An 18,244-nucleotide genomic window follows, 5' to 3' on the forward strand; every position below is an offset into this window, starting at 1 on the left:
AAGTAATGAAGGGCTAAATCTTATTTGACGAGATTATGCTTGAAGGCATAGACGACAGCTTGTGTACGGTCTACGACATCTAGTTTTGATAAGATGTTCGAGACATGTGTTTTGACGGTTTTTAAGGAAATGAATAATTCGTCCGCAATCTCTTGGTTCGCCATACCACGAGCCATCAATTGAAGAACTTCCTGCTCACGTTCCGTTAAATCATCATGTAAGTGTGTCGTAGGACGACGAAGACGTTCCATCATTTTACCGGTCACTTGTGCTGCCATGACGGATTGACCGTTTGCTGTCTTGCGAATCGCTTCTGCGATGTCAAAGGCGCTAGCTGTCTTTAAAACGTAACTCATCGCACCCGCTTCAATGACAGGATAGACTTTCTCGTCATCAAGAAAACTCGTCACGACGAGAATTTTTGCTTCCGGCCAGTCTTTGCGGATCAACCGGGTTCCTTCGACGCCATCAACTGGCTCCATCACTAAATCCATCAAGATAACATCCGGTCGGTGTTCGAGCGCTAGCAAGGCTCCCACTTGACCATCCGAAGCTTCAGCGACGACCTCGATGTCTGGTTGTGTGGAAAGGAAAGCAGACACACCGGCCCGGACCATCTCGTGGTCATCTACTAATAATACGCGTATCATACTTGCACCATCCGATCTTTTCTAAGTTTTACTTCGATTTGGGTTCCTTGTCCAGGAACACTGACGAGACGAATCGTTCCACCCATCTCAGCCGTTCGTTCTCGCATCGAATTGATGCCATAAGAGGCAAGTTTTTTTTCATCCACAACAAATCCAACACCATCATCATTCATGCTCAGGATAATTGTTTCGTTGAATTCTCGGAGCTCAATATCCATATGGGACGCTTTCGCGTGACGTAAGGCATTCGTTAATCCTTCTTGAACGATCCGGAACAACTCGTTTTCGATTTGTCGTGGGAGTGACATCTCTTCTAACTTCCAACTCAATTGTGTGGACTGCTTTCTAGATAATTCTTCGAGCAGTTGAGAAAGTCCTTGTTGTAACGTCATCCCTTCGAGTTCGACGGGGCGAAGTTGAAGTAAGAGCGAACGCATTTCAGACTGTGCCGTTTGTGCCATCGTCTCGACCATTTCGATTTGTTTGGCAGCAGCTTCAGGTTGAGACAAAATCGTCTGTTTGGCTGCTGTTGTCATCATCGAGATGGCATAAAGTTGTTGTGAAACGGAGTCGTGTAAATCACGTGCGAGTCGCTTGCGTTCTTCGGTGACAGCTTGAATCCGTACCTGTTCGACGTGCTGCGGACGCGTGCTGATCTTTTGAACGGTCTCGACTTGCTCGTCAATACGTTTTCCAATTCGTGACAGGCGTGTCAACGTATGAAAATAGGGACCGGGAACAATTGTGACATCTTTTCCTTGCTCCAGTTCGATAATGGCAGTCGTGACACGCTTGAAGTCACGACGCAAGAAAAAATAATGCATGCTACCGATAGCAAGCGGCAGTAGTAATGAGAGTCCGATGACGAGTAAAAGGACAGGAAAGTCTTGCTGACGGACGAAGAGAACATGCCAATCGACTTGGCGTGTACTTAAGAATAACAACGTCGTCATGACGGCTGTCAAGAAGCCCGTCATGACTTGCAGAGCGATGACACCAAGCGGAAATTGATCACGCTTCATATCGAAGACACCTCCACGTTGCCAATACCGAGCATGACATGAATACGAACCTTCCGCGTCGCTTCACCATATTCTGGTGCTCGGAATTGAATGCGTCGATTGAAGAAGGTCGGAATACGGCGGATGTCCGTCTTGACGCTTCCGAAGCCGATCGACGTGTCGAGCGTATAATCATAACCGGACGGTAAAAGAATCCGGACGTCCCCGACGACGCCACTGACGACGATCAATGTTTCACCTTCCGGGACATAGGCATGCGTCAAATCGATTTCTAAATCCTTGACGATGAACTGTTCACTTAAGTCCTGTAAGACATACGGTGCATCGGCCTGGGTCGAGAAGGAGTAAGCTGGTTGAATCTTGATGCCTTCCTCTTCATATTGATGGGGGGCAATCCGTGAAAACAAAAATTCACGGACAGAATGCCGTGTCACAAGAATGATCCCAAGATAGAGCAAAATTCCGGCAATGACAAAACCGATGGCAGCCGAACTGAGGACGACGCCAGCAAGAATGATCGTACCGACGATATAAAAGAGGATCGCTAGTTTTTCATGATTGCGCCGCCGGAAATGAATCCCGACGTAATACAGCAGGAAAGGGAATAAGACACCGAACAATACATTTCCTGCACCGGATAATAGGTCATAGAATAGACCAAGGGCGAACAGGATCGATACGTAACCGACCAGTTGTTTCGTACTTAATCGTCGCACGATCAATCTCCTTTCTAACATGACAAAGGGAGGCATACGCCTCCTTCGTCATGAACTGCTTATTGGTGAATGCGGCGTTCGAGTTCAGCGATACGCGCATCGATATCATCTTCATCAACGGCTGGTTGTTTTGCTTCAGGTTCTTCCGCCGTGAACGGATGTGCTTCTTCTTTTATAGTAGCATTTGGTTCGCGATCTAGCACCTGGTTCATCTTGTTTTTTAAGTTCGAAACGTTTTCGCGCATCATCCATTCGTACCGTTTGTTCTGTAGGTCTTCGAGCTTCAACTTCAATTCGAGGGCTTCACGTTCAAGCTCATTTAACTCACGTTTCGTTTCAGCGACGAGTTCTTCGAAGAACCGGTATTGCTCTCCGTAATGTTTCGATTCGATGGCAGCACGTTCGGCGAGTTGCTGTTCACCGGCTTCATTTGCGATTTCAACTTGTTTGAAGCGTTTATCGGCTAAATCCTTCGCTTCTTCCTGCTTTTGAGTCAGTTCCAGCAATAATGTCCGTTGACGCTCAAGTAGTCGATCAATCTCTTTTAAATCAGCTTCTGTAGATCGAATATGACGAACGAGCTTTTTAGCAGGTACTTCGCCCTGTTCAGCGGCTTTTTTGACTTCTGTCATCATTTGTGTCGCAAAATCATTGAGTTGATCAAACACGTTTTTCATGAAAAATTCCTCCTTGAAAGTGGTAAACAGTATGGGTATTATCTTTAAATTTAGAATCGTTTTTCGTCTAAGTCTTTCCAGTCAGCTTCAAAATGTGTTGTTGACGTACGGCGGCGGTTAAAGAGATCTTGAACATTGACACGCTGTAGTTTCATACGCATGTAACCGACGTACAATGCGATGGCTGCTGCGATTCCGATGACTGCCCAGATGTTTGAGAGGGCAAGTCCGATTCCGATGGCTGCTAGAAATCCGAAACCGAGTTTCGCTGGCCATTTGTTCGATTGCATGAACTTACTGATCGAATAGAACGCAAGTAATGCCCCTAAACCAAGTCCGATCATATGTGGTAATGTTCCGATGACAACGGCGAGTAATGCGAGTCCGGCAAGAATCATCACCAATTGTTTTCCTTTCGATTGCTTCATGAGGAAGCCTCCCTTGTGTTGATACCTTTATAATACGGAAGTCCTTCTGTTCGTACGACGCTCTTTGGACCGTATTTGCTCTCGGGCTTAAGGCGGAGAGAAGGTCTGACTTTGAGGGAAGCGCTACCAGAAACATTGATTGATATGATATTCTATAAAGGAATCGAATCGAGAGGAGTGATGTTGATGAGTGCAACAATCAACGCTAAAAAAGTAACATGTGTCGAAAACCAGGGAGGGGTTTCCCTCCCTTAAATCAGAGGAGGAAACCATTTGAACGAATGGGGTACACCACCTGTCTACGAAACGACAGGAACAGAACAACTGGGACGAATCACGGCCGTCTACCAAACGCATTATCGTGTCATGACGGACACAGGAGAATCACTTAGCGAACTGTCTGGTAAGCTGCGTTTTCAATCAGGAACGAAAGCTGAATTGCCAGCGGTTGGAGACTGGATCATTCAAACAGAGCGAGAGCCAGGCAAAGGACGAATCGAACGGGTCTTGCCACGGTCGTCTCAATTTTCCCGAAAAGCGGCAGGGACGGAGACCGAGGAACAAATTATCTGCGCGAATGTCGACGTTGCCTTGCTCGTCATGGCTTTTGGACATGACTTCAACGTCCGTCGACTGGAACGTTATTTAACGGTTGCTTGGGATGCAGGGGTGATACCAATCATCGTCCTGACGAAAAAAAGTTTGATGCCGTCGATTGAAACGGAAATACAGGCTGTCGAAGCGATTGCGTTCGGAACACCAATCCTTGCCGTTGATTCTTTGACGGGTGACGGATTAGAGGAACTACGTGCCCAGTTACAAGTCAAGCAAACGATCGTGTTAGTCGGATCGTCCGGCGTTGGGAAGTCGACGCTCGTCAATGCTTTAGCTGGAGAACAGTTAATGGAGACGGGTGGCGTACGGGAAGACGATGAACGTGGACGTCACACGACGACACATCGCGAACTGAAACGACTGGCGAACGGTCTATTGCTTGTTGATACACCGGGGATGCGAGAATTGGCCTTATGGGATGGCAGTGACGGTTTATCGTCGACGTTTTCCGATATTGAGGAGCTTGCTGAAAACTGTCGTTTCCGAGACTGTGAACATGATAAGGAACCGGGATGTGCCGTTCGGATAGCTTTAGAAGATGGCACACTAACTGCTGAGCGCTGGAACAGCTTCGTCAAGCTAAAACGAGAAATCGCCTATGCGGAACGCAAGCAAAACGTGGCGTTGCAGGCGGCGGAGAAAGAAAAGTGGAAAAAAATCCACAAGCAGGCCCAAGCGCATACGAAAGTGAAGTATCAAAAGCGATAATACGATTGATATATGAAAAGCATCTGCAACGGAAAAAGGAGTCTCTTTTTCTATGCAGATGCTTTTTTCTCGTTATTCTTTTGAAAGTGATTCATTTGTTTCTGTATTGAACGGCACGTTACCCGTCAAAGCATCAAGACGATGTAGATCGGATTGAATCGCTTCAGGGTCACTTCGGCGCGCGTTTCGTACCGTGGCCGTTCCGACCGGATGATCGTTGAATCCAGTCGTTAAATCAAACGTCCGATTCGACAGCCGATCGGTAAAATAACGATCGTGAGAGACGAAGAGGAGCTCACCAGGGAAAACATCGAGGGCGGCTTCGATTTGTTCACGAGTCGCAAGGTCCAAATAGTTCGTTGGTTCATCGAGAATAAGCAAGTGAGCACCAGAAAAATACAGACGTAAGAAAGCGATCCGACATTTCTCACCCATACTGGCGTCGGAAATCGACCGGTAAACATCATCGCGACGGAATAAAAAGCAGGCGAGCAACGTCCGGGCGTCCGTTTCACTCATCGTGCCGTACTCAAGTAACGCCTCTAACAACGTACCGGATGTCGGTAAGTGGGAGAGGGCTTGTGAAAAATAGCCGGTCTTCAATCGAGGATGACGGATTACGTTCCCTTGATGAGGAGCATATTCGCCCTCGATGAGACGCAGTAAGGTCGTTTTCCCGCTTCCATTCGGTCCGATGACAGCAATTCGGTCACCACGTTCTACCGTAAACGAAACGTCGTTTAGGATCGGTTTCGTCTCATGCATGAATGAGACACGTTCGAACGAAATCAGTCGTTTCGCACGAATCGCTTCATGTTCGAATGCGACGTGAACAGTCGGTGCAACTTGTGGTTTTTGTACACGATCCTCGAGTAGACGCTCGAGTTGCTGCTCTTTTGCCTTGACCTTCGTCGCATGTTTAGCAGCCTTCTTTTTCGCATACGGATCGCGTTCACTCGCTTGATTCGAGGCTTTTTGATGCCATTGCCGGTATCCTTGAATTATGCGTGTCAGCTCTTTACGGGTGCGTTCTTGTTTTTCGTACGCTCGTTGTTGCGACAGAGCTTGATGTTCCTTTTGTTCTTTATAGGACTGATAGTTTCCGCTGTATCGCGTTGCCCCTGATTCGGATAATTCAATGACGGCATCAGCCGTTGCGTCGATGAAGAATCGTTCGTGTGAGACATAGAGAATCGAGGTCCGTGACATGTTGACCCATTCCGTGAGCCACTCGAGTGTCTCTTGATCCAGATGATTCGTCGGTTCATCGAGAATGATGAAATCAGGTCGTGATAGAAGCAGACAGGCAAGTTGGAGGCGCGTCTGTTCACCACCGCTTAAACTGGATGCTTTGTGTGTCCAGAGTGCTTCCTCTAATTTGACTTCTTTTAAGACGCGTGCTGCATCTGCTTCCAGCGAGAAGGCGTCCTGATCGATTGCTTGTTGATAAATCGTCAAGTCACCATTCATGGCATTAGCGCGAAGTTGATAACGAACCTCATCCGCTCGTTCGACGACATCAAGAACGGTGTGATCGCCCGCCACAAAGTGTTGTGATAGTAGACCGAGTTTTTTGAAATGACGCTTGATCGAACCGTCAGTCGGCTGAAGTTGGTCAGTGATTAAGTGTAACAATGTCGTTTTTCCGATGCCGTTCGGACCAATCAAAGCGACGTGTTCGCCAGTATGAATATGAAAGGAGACGTCCGAGAAAAGACGTCGTTCGTCGTAATCCATTGATAGGTGTTGGATCGTAAGTGTTTCAGTAGGCATAAAAGCAGCTCCTTTAGTGTTCATTTCCGATAAGATGAAATGAAAAACACACCATCCGAAGCGAGCGGATGGTGTGCCGGAGTGTAACTCAAAGAAGGCGATGACCAGAGGATGGTCACACCGAAAAAGAGTAGACTCGTAGCGTCAGACATCCGCAACTGCATTGCGAAAGAGATGATTTCATTCATCAAGCGACGTGTACGAGTGATTGCTTCATTTCGGTGTTGTACCTCCTGTTCATAATCTATGATGTCATTGTAACAAATTGGAAACGTTAACACAAGTACGATTCAAGTAGGGTTTGCGCAGCATCCGTTTCTTCTCGTGAAGGGGGAAGCACATCAGTTAACGGATAAGCAAGACCAAGGTTTTCCCACTTATAGACTCCAAGTTGATGATACGGCAGTACCTCGACGCGCTCGACGTTTCCGAGCGTCCGGATGAACTCGCCGGTCTGACGGAGGAAATGTTCCGACATCGTGATACCTGGAACTAGGACGTGGCGAATCCAGACGGGAATGTTTCGCTCGGCTAGGCGTTTTGCAAAGGCGAGTGTATTGGCGTTACTCCGTCCAGTCAAGACGCGACAAGCAGCATCGTCGATATGCTTGATATCGAGCAGAACCAGATCCGTCGCATCGAGGATCGCGTCGATGTTTTTCGGGACGACGGATCCCGCGGTATCGATGACCGTGTGCAGTCCATGGCGTTTTGCCTCTGTTAAAGCAGCCTCCAAGAATTCTGGCTGAGCGAGCGGTTCACCTCCAGAGAAGGTGATTCCGCCACCCGTTGCTTCGAAAAAGGATCGATAGCTGATCGCTTCTTTTACTACTTCGTCTGCTGAGACACGCCGTCCGCAACCGAACTCCCATGTATCCACGTTATGACAGTATTGACACCGTAGTGGACACCCTTGCGTAAAGACGATGAATCGAATGCCAGGACCATCGACTGTTCCACATGATTCAACGGAATGGATCATACCATAGGTCATCCTGCTCACTTCCTTTCACATACTACACATCATTTTAGAGAGAACCGTGGAACGTACGATTGATGACATCAATCTGTTGTTCACGCGTCAGTTTAATGAAGTTGACGGCATAACCGGATACCCGAATCGTTAACTGCGGATATTGTTCCGGATGCTCCATGGCATCAAGTAACGTCTCACGGTCAAAGACGTTGACATTCAAATGATGTCCTTTTGAAGTCGTACCGCCCATATATCCGTCAAGTAATCCGACCGTATTTCGAATACGTGTGGCTTCATCCTTACCAAGTGCTTTTGGCACGATCGAGAACGTGTAGGAGATACCATCGAGCGCATGTTCATATGGTAATTTTCCGACAGACGTCAAGGCGGCGACAGCACCACGGGTATCACGTCCATGCATCGGGTTAGCACCCGGTGCGAATGGTTCACCCGCACGGCGTCCGTCGGGTGTATTTCCTGTCTTTTTACCGTAGACAACGTTTGAAGTGATCGTCAGGACAGACTGTGTCGGGAGCGCATTGCGATACGTTGGATGTTTACGGATTTTCTCCATGAACAGCGTCACGAGATCAACCGCCATCTGATCGACCCGTTCATCGTTATTCCCGAACTTTGGAAACTCGCCTTCGATCTTGAAATCAACTGCAACCCCATCCGCATCTCGGATTGGACGAACTGTCGCATAACGGATGGCGGATAGACTATCAGCGACGACTGATAAACCAGCGATACCGCATGCCATCGTCCGTAAGATTTCCGGATCATGTAAAGCCATTTCAATCCGTTCGTAGCTGTACTTATCATGCATGTAGTGGATGACATTCAGTGTGTTGACGTACAGTTCCGCGAGCCAATCGAGTTGACGATCATAAGCCGCCATGACCGTCTCGTAATCGAGTACTTCATCGAGCATCAATGGTGTAGCTGGGGCGACTTGGATTTTGAGCTTCTCGTCCATTCCGCCATTGATCGTATAGAGTAATGCTTTTGCCAGGTTTGCTCGAGCACCGAAGAACTGCATCTGTTTCCCGATCCGCATCGCGGAGACACAACAAGCGATGCCGTAATCATCTCCATAAACCGGTAACATCAAATCATCGTTCTCATACTGAATCGAGCTTGAAACGATCGACATCTTCGCGCAAAATTCCTTGAATCCGCGTGGAAGCTGAGTAGACCAGAGAACGGTTAGATTCGGTTCCGGTGCCGGACCGAGTGTCGAGAGCGTGTGTAAGAAGCGGAATGAACTTTTCGTGACGTTTGATCGTCCATCTTCACTCATTCCACCGATTGATTCCGTTACCCACGTCGGATCACCTGAGAAGAGATCGTTGTAGTCTGGTGTCCGTAAGAATTTGACGATCCGAAGTTTCATGACAAAATGATCGACGAGCTCTTGTGCTGTCTCTTCCGTCAAGCGACCAGTCGCAAGATCACGTTCGACATAAATATCGAGGAACGTCGAGACGCGACCAAGTGACATGGCTGCCCCATTTTGTTCTTTGATCGCAGCAAGATAAGCAAGATAGACCCACTGGAATGCTTCTTGTGCTGTTTCTGCAGGGCGGGAGAGATCGAAACCATAGCGAGTTCCAAGCTCGGTCAGTTCCGTTAATGCACGCAACTGTTCATTCATCTCTTCGCGATCACGAATCATTGATTCAGATAAGAATCCACCACGTGCCTTTAAATCCTGCTTACGTTCTTCTATCAAGCGTGCCGTTCCGTACAAGGCGACGCGACGATAGTCGCCGATGATCCGTCCGCGTCCATAGGCGTCCGGTAATCCTGTGATGATACCGGCTTTACGTGCGGCACGCATCTCTGGGGTATAGGCATCGAAAACGCCCTGGTTATGTGTCTTTCGGTACTCGCTGAAGGTTTTCGTGACGGTCTCGTCTGCTTCAAAACCATACGCAGCTAAGGCATCATTCACCATCCGAATCCCGCCGTTCGGATGAATTGAACGTTTGAACGGTTCATCCGTCTGTAAGCCGACGATTTTTTCAAGAGAGGGATCAAGATACCCTGCATCATGCGAGAGAATCGTTGATGGTGTCTTGGCATCGACGGCATACACACCACCACGTTGTCGTTCTTCATTTGTCAGCTGTAGAATTTGTTGCCAGAGCCGTTCCGTCGCTTGCGTCGGACCGACTAAAAAGTGATCATCTCCTGTATATTCCGTGCGATTGAGTCGAATGAAATCTGCAACATCGATTGTCTTGATCCATTCGCCAGACGTAAAGTTTGCCCAGGAACTCGTTTTTTCTAATAACATGGATACCACTCCTTTAAAATTGAGCTAATGATCAGTTCCTTATGTGAATAGTGTAACAAAAGGAGAAGGAGATTCCCTTTACGTTCATGTGAATATTTTAACAAGTGACCAAACGTTGATATGACGGGCTTTCTTTATTTCTGTACTTATGAAAGAGTGAAGATTAAAAAACAGGTGAAGCCTGGTAAATCAAGATTTTCACGAAACTGTATGAGCTGATTTGAAAAAGATCCACTAGCACAGTTGAAACTGTGAGGAATGTCACGTTACGGTATCTTGTGTTTTTACGACGTATCGTTGACAATGAAAAAGGGAATATAGAACGTGGAGGTGTGCCAAATGGAGTATGTGTCATTAACACAACAAGGAGATTATCAGTCGGGAGACTGGGTCTCACTGAAAATCGGATCGGAAGGTTCGACGCGAACTGGGATGATCACAGAATTTGAAGGTGATGGATTCTGGATTCGGTTTGAAGATGATTTTGATTATGAAGACTTTATCGGCTATGATGAATCGTACTGGATTGCGCTTGTTCGCCGTCCCGTGGACGTAAAAGCGACGTATGCCAGTCTTGCCGTGTATCCGGCACTCGCTGCAGAATTACAGGATCGTGTCATCCAAGGCTTCGAGATTTTAGAGGAAGAAGCTGGTGAAGGAGAAGTCCGGTTCCACATCCGATTGCTCGACGCAGGAAATGAATATACACAGACATTACGGGGATACCGTGATGCATCAGGAGATCATGTCGAATACGTAACGGCATGATGGAATTAAGAGAGTAGGAGAAATCGTTATGAACTTTACAAAACCATTTTTACAGGAAGCATGGGAACGGGCGCGCTTTACAGAGTTGATGCCTGTTCAAGAACAAGCGATTCCGTTGTTGCGCGAAGGAAAAGATGTCCTAGCTGAAGCGCCGACAGGAACAGGGAAGACGCTTGCTTATGTCATTCCAGCTTTAGAAAAGATTGAAGTGGAAGAGCCACACGTGCAAGTCGTCATCACGGCACCAACACGGGAACTCGTCATGCAAATTCATCAAGTCATTCAATTATTTGCTCAAGGAAGTGGTATCAAATCCGGTGCATTCATTGGTGGTGTTGAATTAAAGCGACAATATGAACGATTGAAGAAAAAGCCGCAAATCATCGTCGGAACACCGGGACGTCTCGTCGAGTTGATTGATTCGAAGAAGCTGAAGATGCATAAGGTGAAATTGATCGTTTTAGATGAAGCGGATCAAATTTATGAAAGTGGCATGAGTGACTCGGCGACGCGAATCGCAAATAGTGCGCTACGCGATCGACAACTGGCATTTGTCTCAGCGACATTGCCGGAACGGACAGCAGAATGGGGACGGACGCTTGCGAATGATCCTGAGACGATTCGTGTTGAGCGTGCCGTCAGCACACAAGTGACATTCGGTTATTTGGAGACTTCACGTCGTCAGAAACCGGAATTGTTACGTCGTCTGGCGAACATGCAAGGATCAAAAGTGCTGACATTCATCAACAATCGCTCATTCCTTGGACCATTGAATGGCGAGTTGAGTAAATTCTCACTGAAATACCGGATTTTAGATGCTGAAAAAGGAAAACGAGAGCGGATGGAGACCTTGCGTTCTTATAAAAAGGGAGAGTTTCCTTTACTCGTCACGACAGGTCTTGCGGCGCGTGGGCTTGATATCGAAGCGGTCACACACGTCGTCCATTACGATTTACCGGAGTCGCTTGACGATTTCGTACACCGTTCAGGTCGGACGGGACGCGGAAACGCAAACGGGATGGTACTTGCACTTGTCACGGATCAAGATTTAAAACACTTAAAAACACTTGCAAAGCAAATGGGCGTCGAGATGGAGCCAATGGAAATTTACCGCGGAGAAGTCATTCCGAAACGTGAATTCACAGCTCCTCAGACGATTAAGCGACCGGCTACTCCTCACCGGAAAGGGCGATCGAAATGAAGAACGATCGAAAAGTAATTCCATTTCCGACGACGGTTTCTGAAGCGGAAATGAATGCAGCCTTGAAGAAAATGTATCAGGAAGCAGCAACAGCACGCAGTACGGACTGGGTCGCTTTCATTGAAGAGATTGCGACAGAAGGACGTTGGTATTTAAAAGATGCTGAATTGTTCCGGGACTTATTCGTTGACTGGGCGATCTTCTATGAAACGGATGATCAAGGAAAAACACCGCACGGTCGTTTTCTCGAGCAGATAAAAGACGAGCTATCACCTAGTCTCTATCGCGCCTTGCGTGGATTAGCTGACCCGATGCCTTCGCTGTTTCAAGTCGATGCAGATGGTGTTGTTGATTTAATGTCGAAACAGACGTATCAAACGGATTTGGCTGAGATCGAAGTCGAACCGGGGGATCTGTTGATTGGGAAACTGCTCTATATTTCTGGGAAGTGGCGCTTTGCGATTGCCTACATGAAGGTAGCGCGCGCATTAGTACCAGAAGTCCTCGCTTTGTTGACGGACTTCGTGGATGAAGTGGGAGAAGACGCGTTACTTCGTCAATATCCAGAGTTTTGTGCGGAATTAATCGACTTGCTCCTCGATATCGAAGAAGGTAACATTGCACCAAGACCAGAAGAATAACTCAAAAAACCTAGGACACGTTGACTACAAAAAGTCATATGTCCTAGGTTTTTTTCATGGGTCCGCTCGATATAAAGCGACATCATTCTTATCCCGATGTTTCACGCGATACATGGCAAGATCGGCTTGCTTTAAACATGTTTCAAGATCGGCCTCATGACACGCTGTCACTCCGATGCTTGCGGAAACGAATAAAGATTGTCCTTTGTAGACATAGGGACGTCTTAAAAATTGTAAAAAGGATTTACATTTTCGGCGTAAGGAGAGTTCATCATCGGCTTGTAAAAGGATCGCGAATTCATCTCCACCGAGGCGATACACGGATTCCGAAGAACTTGTATGTTCGCTCAATCGCTTCGCAACTTCAATTAATACATAATCTCCTGCCTCGTGACCATACGTATCATTGACTTGCTTAAATCCATCTAAATCGACTAAGGCAAGATAATTCTTATCGGAGAGTCGATTTGAGAAATCTCGTTCTAAGGAACGACGGTTTCCGATATTAGTCAAAGCATCATGATAGGCATGGTATTCGATTCTCTTTTGACGAATTTTGCTTTCCGTGACATCATGTAAAATCGTGAATCGTCCCATCGAGGTAGCGGCAATTTGAATCGGAATATCAATGATTTCATAGCGTCGACTTTGTTCATCCTCATACTCATCAACGTTCGTTTCGAGCATTTCTAACAAATGACGCATCGTACGAGGAACATGTTCAATCGTCATATCTGGCAAATGAAACAGACGTTGGGCAGCTAAATTCGCGTACAGCGCAGTGCCGGACTGATCGAGTCGAATCATCGGATCAGGATGACCGAGGAAGAGTGGAATGACCTGTTGTTCACTATCTTGGATTTGTTGTTTTCGATGTTCAATGCGTGAAGCGAGTTGTTCATTTCGTTCGTGTAATTGTGCGACAATCAACCCATGTTGACGGGCAATCAAGATTTGTCGAACGATTAGTAGGAATAAGATGATAAAGATGTCGAGTTTTCCACCTTCTTGTTCCACCATGTAGTGGATGAACAAAGGGATGGCCAGTAAAGGAAGCCACGAACGGGGAATGACCGTCGTTCGAGCAGTTCCTTCTTCAATATGATCAACATGCCATAGAATAGCTGCGCTTTGCGCCAAACGAATCAATATCGGGAAGAACACCAGATAATTCGCTGAAAAATCAGGGAAGTAGACACTAGAGACTTCATAGATACCACGAATGAAAATGGATAAGAATAATAGAAATAAGGCCATCCGTGATACCCAATGTGTTTCTTGGATGAACGTAAAATAGAAAAAAACGAACAAACCGAGTGATGTGTTCGTAATGACGATGATGGCATAAGGAACAGTCTGAAGCCCAGGGTTCGTCAGTTCATTGAGGACATGGAATGCGACAAGTCCAATGAAAATGACGATAATCGCGGCATCAACGAAAGCAAGTACATGTTGTCCGAGTGTTCGTTTTGTGATGATTCGGTAAAAAATCGCGTATAAGAATACGTAATGGGATATTGAAAATAAAATCAGGCTATAAATAGATGGAATTGGAAAGTCTGAATAGACAAAACGTAACGTCTCAAAAATGGAACCGATATAGGATAAAACCAGTGATCCTAAAGCAATCAGCCAGAAATTTCGTCTGGGTACGACTAATATTTGTTCCTTACGATAAGCCGTAAGAATGAAGTAAGCGATCAACCCAAGTGATACATACTGAAGTACCTGTTCGACAATCCCATTAGAGATGGAAGGAGTCCATGTAGTAAGGATCATTAGAATAAAAGAGATTACGAGCATGGCAGGGAACCAACGGATGAAGTAGTTTGATTTAAGCACGGGATCCCTCCTAACGTTTGATGTGGACAGCGAACATATAGTTATTTTTCTCGTTCTTCTTGATCTGGTACATGGCTTCGTCTGCCCGAATCAATAACTGTTCTGAACTCTTACCGTCTTCAGGGTATAAGGAAATTCCGATAGATGGTGTGATATGAAGCATATACGTGTTGATATAGAATGGATAATTTAGGATTTCGAGAACGTGTTCGGCAAACTGTCGAGTTTCCGAGGCAGATGCCTGAATGAAGATCAAGAATTCATCTCCACCAAGGCGTGCGACGAGATCAGTTGGCGTCGTCATTGATTGAAGACGCGTTGCTGTTTCTTGTAGCAGTAAATCACCGACATCATGTCCATAGGTGTCATTGATTTGTTTGAATCCGTCCAAATCTATGAATAATAAGGAGCCATAATCTAGCGTTGGCAGAGTTAGATAGAGTTGCTCCTCGAAGTAACGCCGGTTTGGTAAACGAGTGAGTGAGTCATGGTATCCCATACGTTCTAGCCATACTTCCTGTTGATAGTCTTCTGTGACATCCGCTAAGACGACGAAATAGCGTTGCTGATGTGGGATATCGATGATTGTCGTATTCAAAAAGGTTTCTGGATGTTCCTCCGTAGCAGGTACATGTAGGAGGTGAGCAGGATAGGTCGACTGCTTTTGTTGAAGCAACGGGATGAGCCGATCAAGTTGACGGCGTTGACTCGGTCCGAGCGGTAAATCATTCCATCCTGCTTCTGCAGCGGCTGGATTGACGGATCGAATTTGATACATGTCATCGATTTCAAAAACGATTTCTGGATAAGACAAAAAAAGTGACGTCAGTTCTTTTTCACGCAACTGTAGCAACTCTGTTTTTTGATGAACGATGTCTTCTAGATTCGTTTGTAATGCCGTTGTTTCCTGTAACAACCGAAGATTTTCCCGGTATGAAAAAAGCTGCCGTGTTAAAAATAATAAAAACGTAATACCAATAGACAACAAGAAGAAGGTTCGAGAGACAGGATAAAACGTAATATAAAGAATCAGCGCAGATAATAAGATGTAAACCAACAGTGAACGCGTAAGTGTCTCGACTCGAATGAGATTTGCTTGCTCCTCACGACTCATGGGAAGTGTACGTGTGTTCAGAAAGGCGATGAGGAACAGACCGCTAAGTGGATATAGCGGAAGCAATAGACCCGATATTTGCGGTTCACCGTTTAATAACAAGGTATAAAACACGAAGTTTGTCATGCCGAGAATGAATGTTCCGAGGACAAGAAAGATAAATCCTGATCGTGATACGTTCCGTCTTAACCCAGACGCATAGAGTAAAAAAAAGAAAAGCGTCAACAAAATTGTCAAAAAGGCATAAAATGTCCAACTGATTTGCTCGAGTGTCGTTCGCGTATAAGAGGGAACAAAGCGGAAAATAGCGATATATCCAGCAATCATTGAAACAGCGAATAAAGTCAAGGAATCAAGAATCAATAACTTTTGTTTTTTGAATAATGTCAAATCTAATTGTCGGAAAAAGAAAAGGACCATCATTGTCAAATGAATCGTATAAGGTAAATCCAGCAAGACGTTCAAATTGACATCGTTCCATTGAAAGAAACGTCCAATCATATTCAGGAAATCGCCTAAAAAATAAGAGAAGAAAGCGATGGATAACCACTTGTACGGAAGGGAAGGTTGTTTGAAAGCCGTCGATCGACTAAATAAGAAAATCATGAAAGAACCGCTTAAACTAATAAGTGCCGAGAGTTGTAACGAAAGGTCTTGTGGCAATAGCCAGAGCAGTATGTAAGTAATGACTAAGTAGAATGCGACGATAGGGTAGATGTTTTGAACCATCCGTTTCACTAGAACTCCTCCTTTCGCAAGCCTTCCTCCAAAACGAAATATGCTATAACATTACCCGATATCTAATATGAATTCACATTTATTTTCATAATTAAAAATAAAAGTAAGAGATGTTTTCTATTTCATAAAAAAAGCGGAACTCTTCTAAGTGAAGAACTCCGCTTATCGGATTTATTGATGAGATTGGCGATGGTTTTCAAATGCCTCGATTTTTTCAGAAAGATATGTCCAATATTCCATTCGCTCGTCAAGCGTCGCTTTGGTCTTTTCGATGGCTTGATACAATTCATTGACCTTTCCGAGATCACTTCCTGCTGAAGCGAGATCAGCCTCTAATTGCTCTAGTTCAACTTCACTCTCTTCAATTTGTTGCTCAATGATAGCCCAATCTTGTTGTTCCTGATAACTTAGTTTCTTTGGCGTCTCTGTTTTTGGTGCTGTAGCAACCTCTGCCGTTTTTTCAACGACGATTGAGGGAACGGGTGCTGCCATTTGCTCAAGATAGTCTGTATATTGTCCGTAATAAAAAATGATGTTTCCATCTTCAAATGCAATCAGGCGATCGACGACCCGGTCGAGGAAGTAGCGATCATGACTGACTGTGATGACAGTACCTGGGAATGATTCTAAATAATCTTCTAGTACGGATAAGGTCTCGGTATCCAAGTCGTTCGTCGGCTCATCAAGGAAGAGGACGTTCGGTTCTTCCATCAAAATCGTTAACAATTTCAGACGTCGCTTTTCGCCACCAGAAAGCTTGCCGATTTGTTTATATTGTGCTTCCGGTTTAAAGAGAAATTGTTCGAGCATCTGACTTGCTGTGATCTCCTCACCGGCGAGTGTCGTAATGACTTTTGCGATCCGTTCGACCTCATCGATGACGCGGCGTTCGGGATGCGTAAATTCGGCGAATTGACCGTAAAAACCAATCTTCACCGTTTCGCCGTGAATGATCTCACCCGTTGTTGGCTCTAAGCGTTTCGCGAGGATTGAAAGAAGTGTCGATTTTCCACTACCGTTTCGACCAACGATGCCATACCGCTCTTTGCGTCCGATCAGAGCGTCAAACGATTCAAAAAGTGTCCGTTCACCAAATCGGTGCGAGACGTCATATGCTTCAATGACTTTCTTGCCGAGGCGGGTCGAACCGACCTGTACTTCAAGTGTCGCTTCTTCTTCCTCATACGAAAGGTCTTGTAAAGCATCCACGCGCTGGATCCGGGCTTTTTGTTTCGTCGTCCGTGCTTTTGCTCCGCGACGCAACCAAGCGAGTTCGCGACGGAGGATGTTTTGACGTTTTTCCTCCATAGAAGCCGTCCGTTCACGACGTTCGGCACGTTTTTCAAGAAACGATTCATAGTTTCCGACATAGAAATAAGCTGTTCCATTTGCGATCTCCATCATATGATTCGTGACACGATTCAAGAAATAGCGATCATGAGTGATTAGTAGAATCGCACCACGGTATTCCTTGATTTGAGTCTCAAGCCAGCTGATCGTCTCGGCATCAAGTTCGTTCGTCGGCTCATCAAGCAGGAGGAGATCGGCTTCATCGAGTAAGGCTTCAGCGAGTCCGACGCGCTTACGTTGTCCTCCGGAAAGAGAGCCGATCAACGCGTTCAAGTCGAGGATGCCGAGTTTGTTTAAGATCATTTTTAAACGCGATTCCGTGTCCCACGCTTGCGCGGCATCAACCTCGGTTTGCGCTGTGATGAAGCGGTTGAGTAACGTCTCACTTGTCGAATCCTGTTCGAGCGCTAGTCGTGCCGTTTCGTAGTGGCGCAACGCGTTGATCGTTGGTGTGTCACCCGAAAGGAGTACTTCCATGACAGTCCGATCTTCCGGATAATCGGTCGTTTGCGATAGCAAACGGATCCGATAATCATTTGGATGATGGATCGTACCAGCATCTGCTGTTTCTTTGCCTGCTAGAATGTGCAGGAGGGTCGATTTACCGGTACCGTTGACGCCAATGATACCGATCCGGTCACCAGGAGAGACAGAAAACGTGACATCTTCAAAGACAATTTTATCGGCAAATTCTTTTTTGAGATTTTCTACTTTCATTAACAT

Annotated in this window: 15 protein-coding genes; 4 read left to right on the top strand and 11 right to left on the bottom strand. The window is 46.0% G+C overall.

Features of this window, described 5'->3' with window-relative positions:
* Positions 1-20: 20 nt before the first annotated feature.
* Genes ASG02_RS11565 through ASG02_RS11585 form a run of 5 tightly spaced genes read right to left on the bottom strand, consistent with a single transcriptional unit; the run spans position 21 to position 3,493 of the window.
* Complete coding sequence (locus ASG02_RS11565; RefSeq protein WP_056063585.1) at positions 21-650, bottom strand: response regulator transcription factor; 630 nt, start codon at positions 648-650, stop codon at positions 21-23.
* A complete protein-coding gene (locus ASG02_RS11570; protein WP_056063588.1) occupies positions 647-1,672 on the bottom strand; it encodes a sensor histidine kinase in 1,026 nt (341 codons plus the stop codon). Before ASG02_RS11570 ends, ASG02_RS11565 begins: the two co-directional genes overlap by 4 nt.
* The gene (gene liaF, locus ASG02_RS11575; protein WP_029340864.1) at positions 1,669-2,388 is read right to left on the bottom strand and encodes a cell wall-active antibiotics response protein LiaF; all 720 of its coding nucleotides are present in this window, start codon (positions 2,386-2,388) and stop codon (positions 1,669-1,671) included. The genes ASG02_RS11570 and liaF overlap by 4 nt, the downstream gene beginning before the upstream one ends.
* A 59-nt stretch (positions 2,389-2,447) precedes the next feature.
* Positions 2,448-3,065 (bottom strand): hypothetical protein, encoded by a 618-nt coding sequence (locus tag ASG02_RS11580; protein ID WP_023467259.1) that lies wholly within the window; start codon positions 3,063-3,065, stop codon positions 2,448-2,450.
* A 50-nt stretch (positions 3,066-3,115) separates the two neighbouring features.
* Positions 3,116-3,493, bottom strand: coding sequence for a hypothetical protein (locus ASG02_RS11585; RefSeq protein ID WP_023467260.1), 378 nt, complete (start codon positions 3,491-3,493; stop codon positions 3,116-3,118).
* Positions 3,494-3,766: 273 nt separating this feature from the next.
* Between ASG02_RS11585 and rsgA the strand changes: the two genes are divergently transcribed.
* Positions 3,767-4,816, top strand: coding sequence for a ribosome small subunit-dependent GTPase A (gene rsgA, locus ASG02_RS11590; RefSeq protein ID WP_056063591.1), 1,050 nt, complete (start codon positions 3,767-3,769; stop codon positions 4,814-4,816).
* A gap of 72 nt (positions 4,817-4,888) precedes the next feature.
* On the opposite strand, the gene abc-f is transcribed toward rsgA, so the two are convergent.
* The 3 genes from abc-f to pflB form a co-directional block, all read right to left on the bottom strand.
* On the bottom strand, positions 4,889-6,589 hold the full coding sequence (abc-f, locus tag ASG02_RS11595) for a ribosomal protection-like ABC-F family protein (protein WP_056063594.1): 1,701 nt from the start codon (positions 6,587-6,589) through the stop codon (positions 4,889-4,891).
* Between the two features lie 274 nt (positions 6,590-6,863).
* Positions 6,864-7,583 carry a pyruvate formate-lyase-activating protein gene (pflA, locus tag ASG02_RS11600; protein ID WP_056063597.1) on the bottom strand — a complete coding sequence of 240 codons (720 nt, stop codon included), beginning with the start codon at positions 7,581-7,583 and terminating at the stop codon, positions 6,864-6,866.
* A gap of 34 nt (positions 7,584-7,617) precedes the next feature.
* Positions 7,618-9,867: a formate C-acetyltransferase gene (gene pflB / locus ASG02_RS11605; RefSeq protein WP_056063601.1), complete on the bottom strand. Its 2,250-nt coding sequence runs from the start codon at positions 9,865-9,867 to the stop codon at positions 7,618-7,620.
* Between the two features lie 339 nt (positions 9,868-10,206).
* On the opposite strand from pflB, the gene ASG02_RS11610 reads away from it, so the two are divergent.
* The 3 genes from ASG02_RS11610 to ASG02_RS11620 are packed head-to-tail and all read left to right on the top strand — an operon-like array spanning position 10,207 to position 12,477.
* Positions 10,207-10,635, top strand: a complete 429-nt coding sequence (locus ASG02_RS11610) for a hypothetical protein (RefSeq protein WP_056063604.1) — start codon at positions 10,207-10,209, stop codon at positions 10,633-10,635.
* 28 nt (positions 10,636-10,663) lie between these two features.
* A complete protein-coding gene (locus ASG02_RS11615; RefSeq protein WP_035412637.1) occupies positions 10,664-11,836 on the top strand; it encodes a DEAD/DEAH box helicase in 1,173 nt (390 codons plus the stop codon).
* Entirely contained in the window at positions 11,833-12,477 is a 645-nt protein-coding gene (locus ASG02_RS11620) for a hypothetical protein (RefSeq protein ID WP_035412639.1), read from the top strand. The genes ASG02_RS11615 and ASG02_RS11620 overlap by 4 nt, the downstream gene beginning before the upstream one ends.
* Positions 12,478-12,531: 54 nt before the next feature.
* On the opposite strand, the gene ASG02_RS11625 is transcribed toward ASG02_RS11620, so the two are convergent.
* The 3 genes from ASG02_RS11625 to ASG02_RS11635 all read right to left on the bottom strand — a co-directional run bounded on the left by ASG02_RS11625 (position 12,532) and on the right by ASG02_RS11635 (position 18,244).
* Positions 12,532-14,319, bottom strand: coding sequence for a GGDEF domain-containing protein (locus ASG02_RS11625; RefSeq protein WP_056063607.1), 1,788 nt, complete (start codon positions 14,317-14,319; stop codon positions 12,532-12,534).
* A 10-nt stretch (positions 14,320-14,329) separates the two neighbouring features.
* Positions 14,330-16,162, bottom strand: a complete 1,833-nt coding sequence (locus ASG02_RS11630) for a GGDEF domain-containing protein (protein ID WP_235514034.1) — start codon at positions 16,160-16,162, stop codon at positions 14,330-14,332.
* A gap of 180 nt (positions 16,163-16,342) precedes the next feature.
* Positions 16,343-18,244, bottom strand: coding sequence for an ABC-F family ATP-binding cassette domain-containing protein (locus ASG02_RS11635; protein ID WP_056063612.1), 1,902 nt, complete (start codon positions 18,242-18,244; stop codon positions 16,343-16,345).

The organism is Exiguobacterium sp. Leaf196 (assembly GCF_001423965.1).
In the GTDB taxonomy this organism is placed as follows: Bacteria; Bacillota; Bacilli; order Exiguobacteriales; family Exiguobacteriaceae; genus Exiguobacterium_A.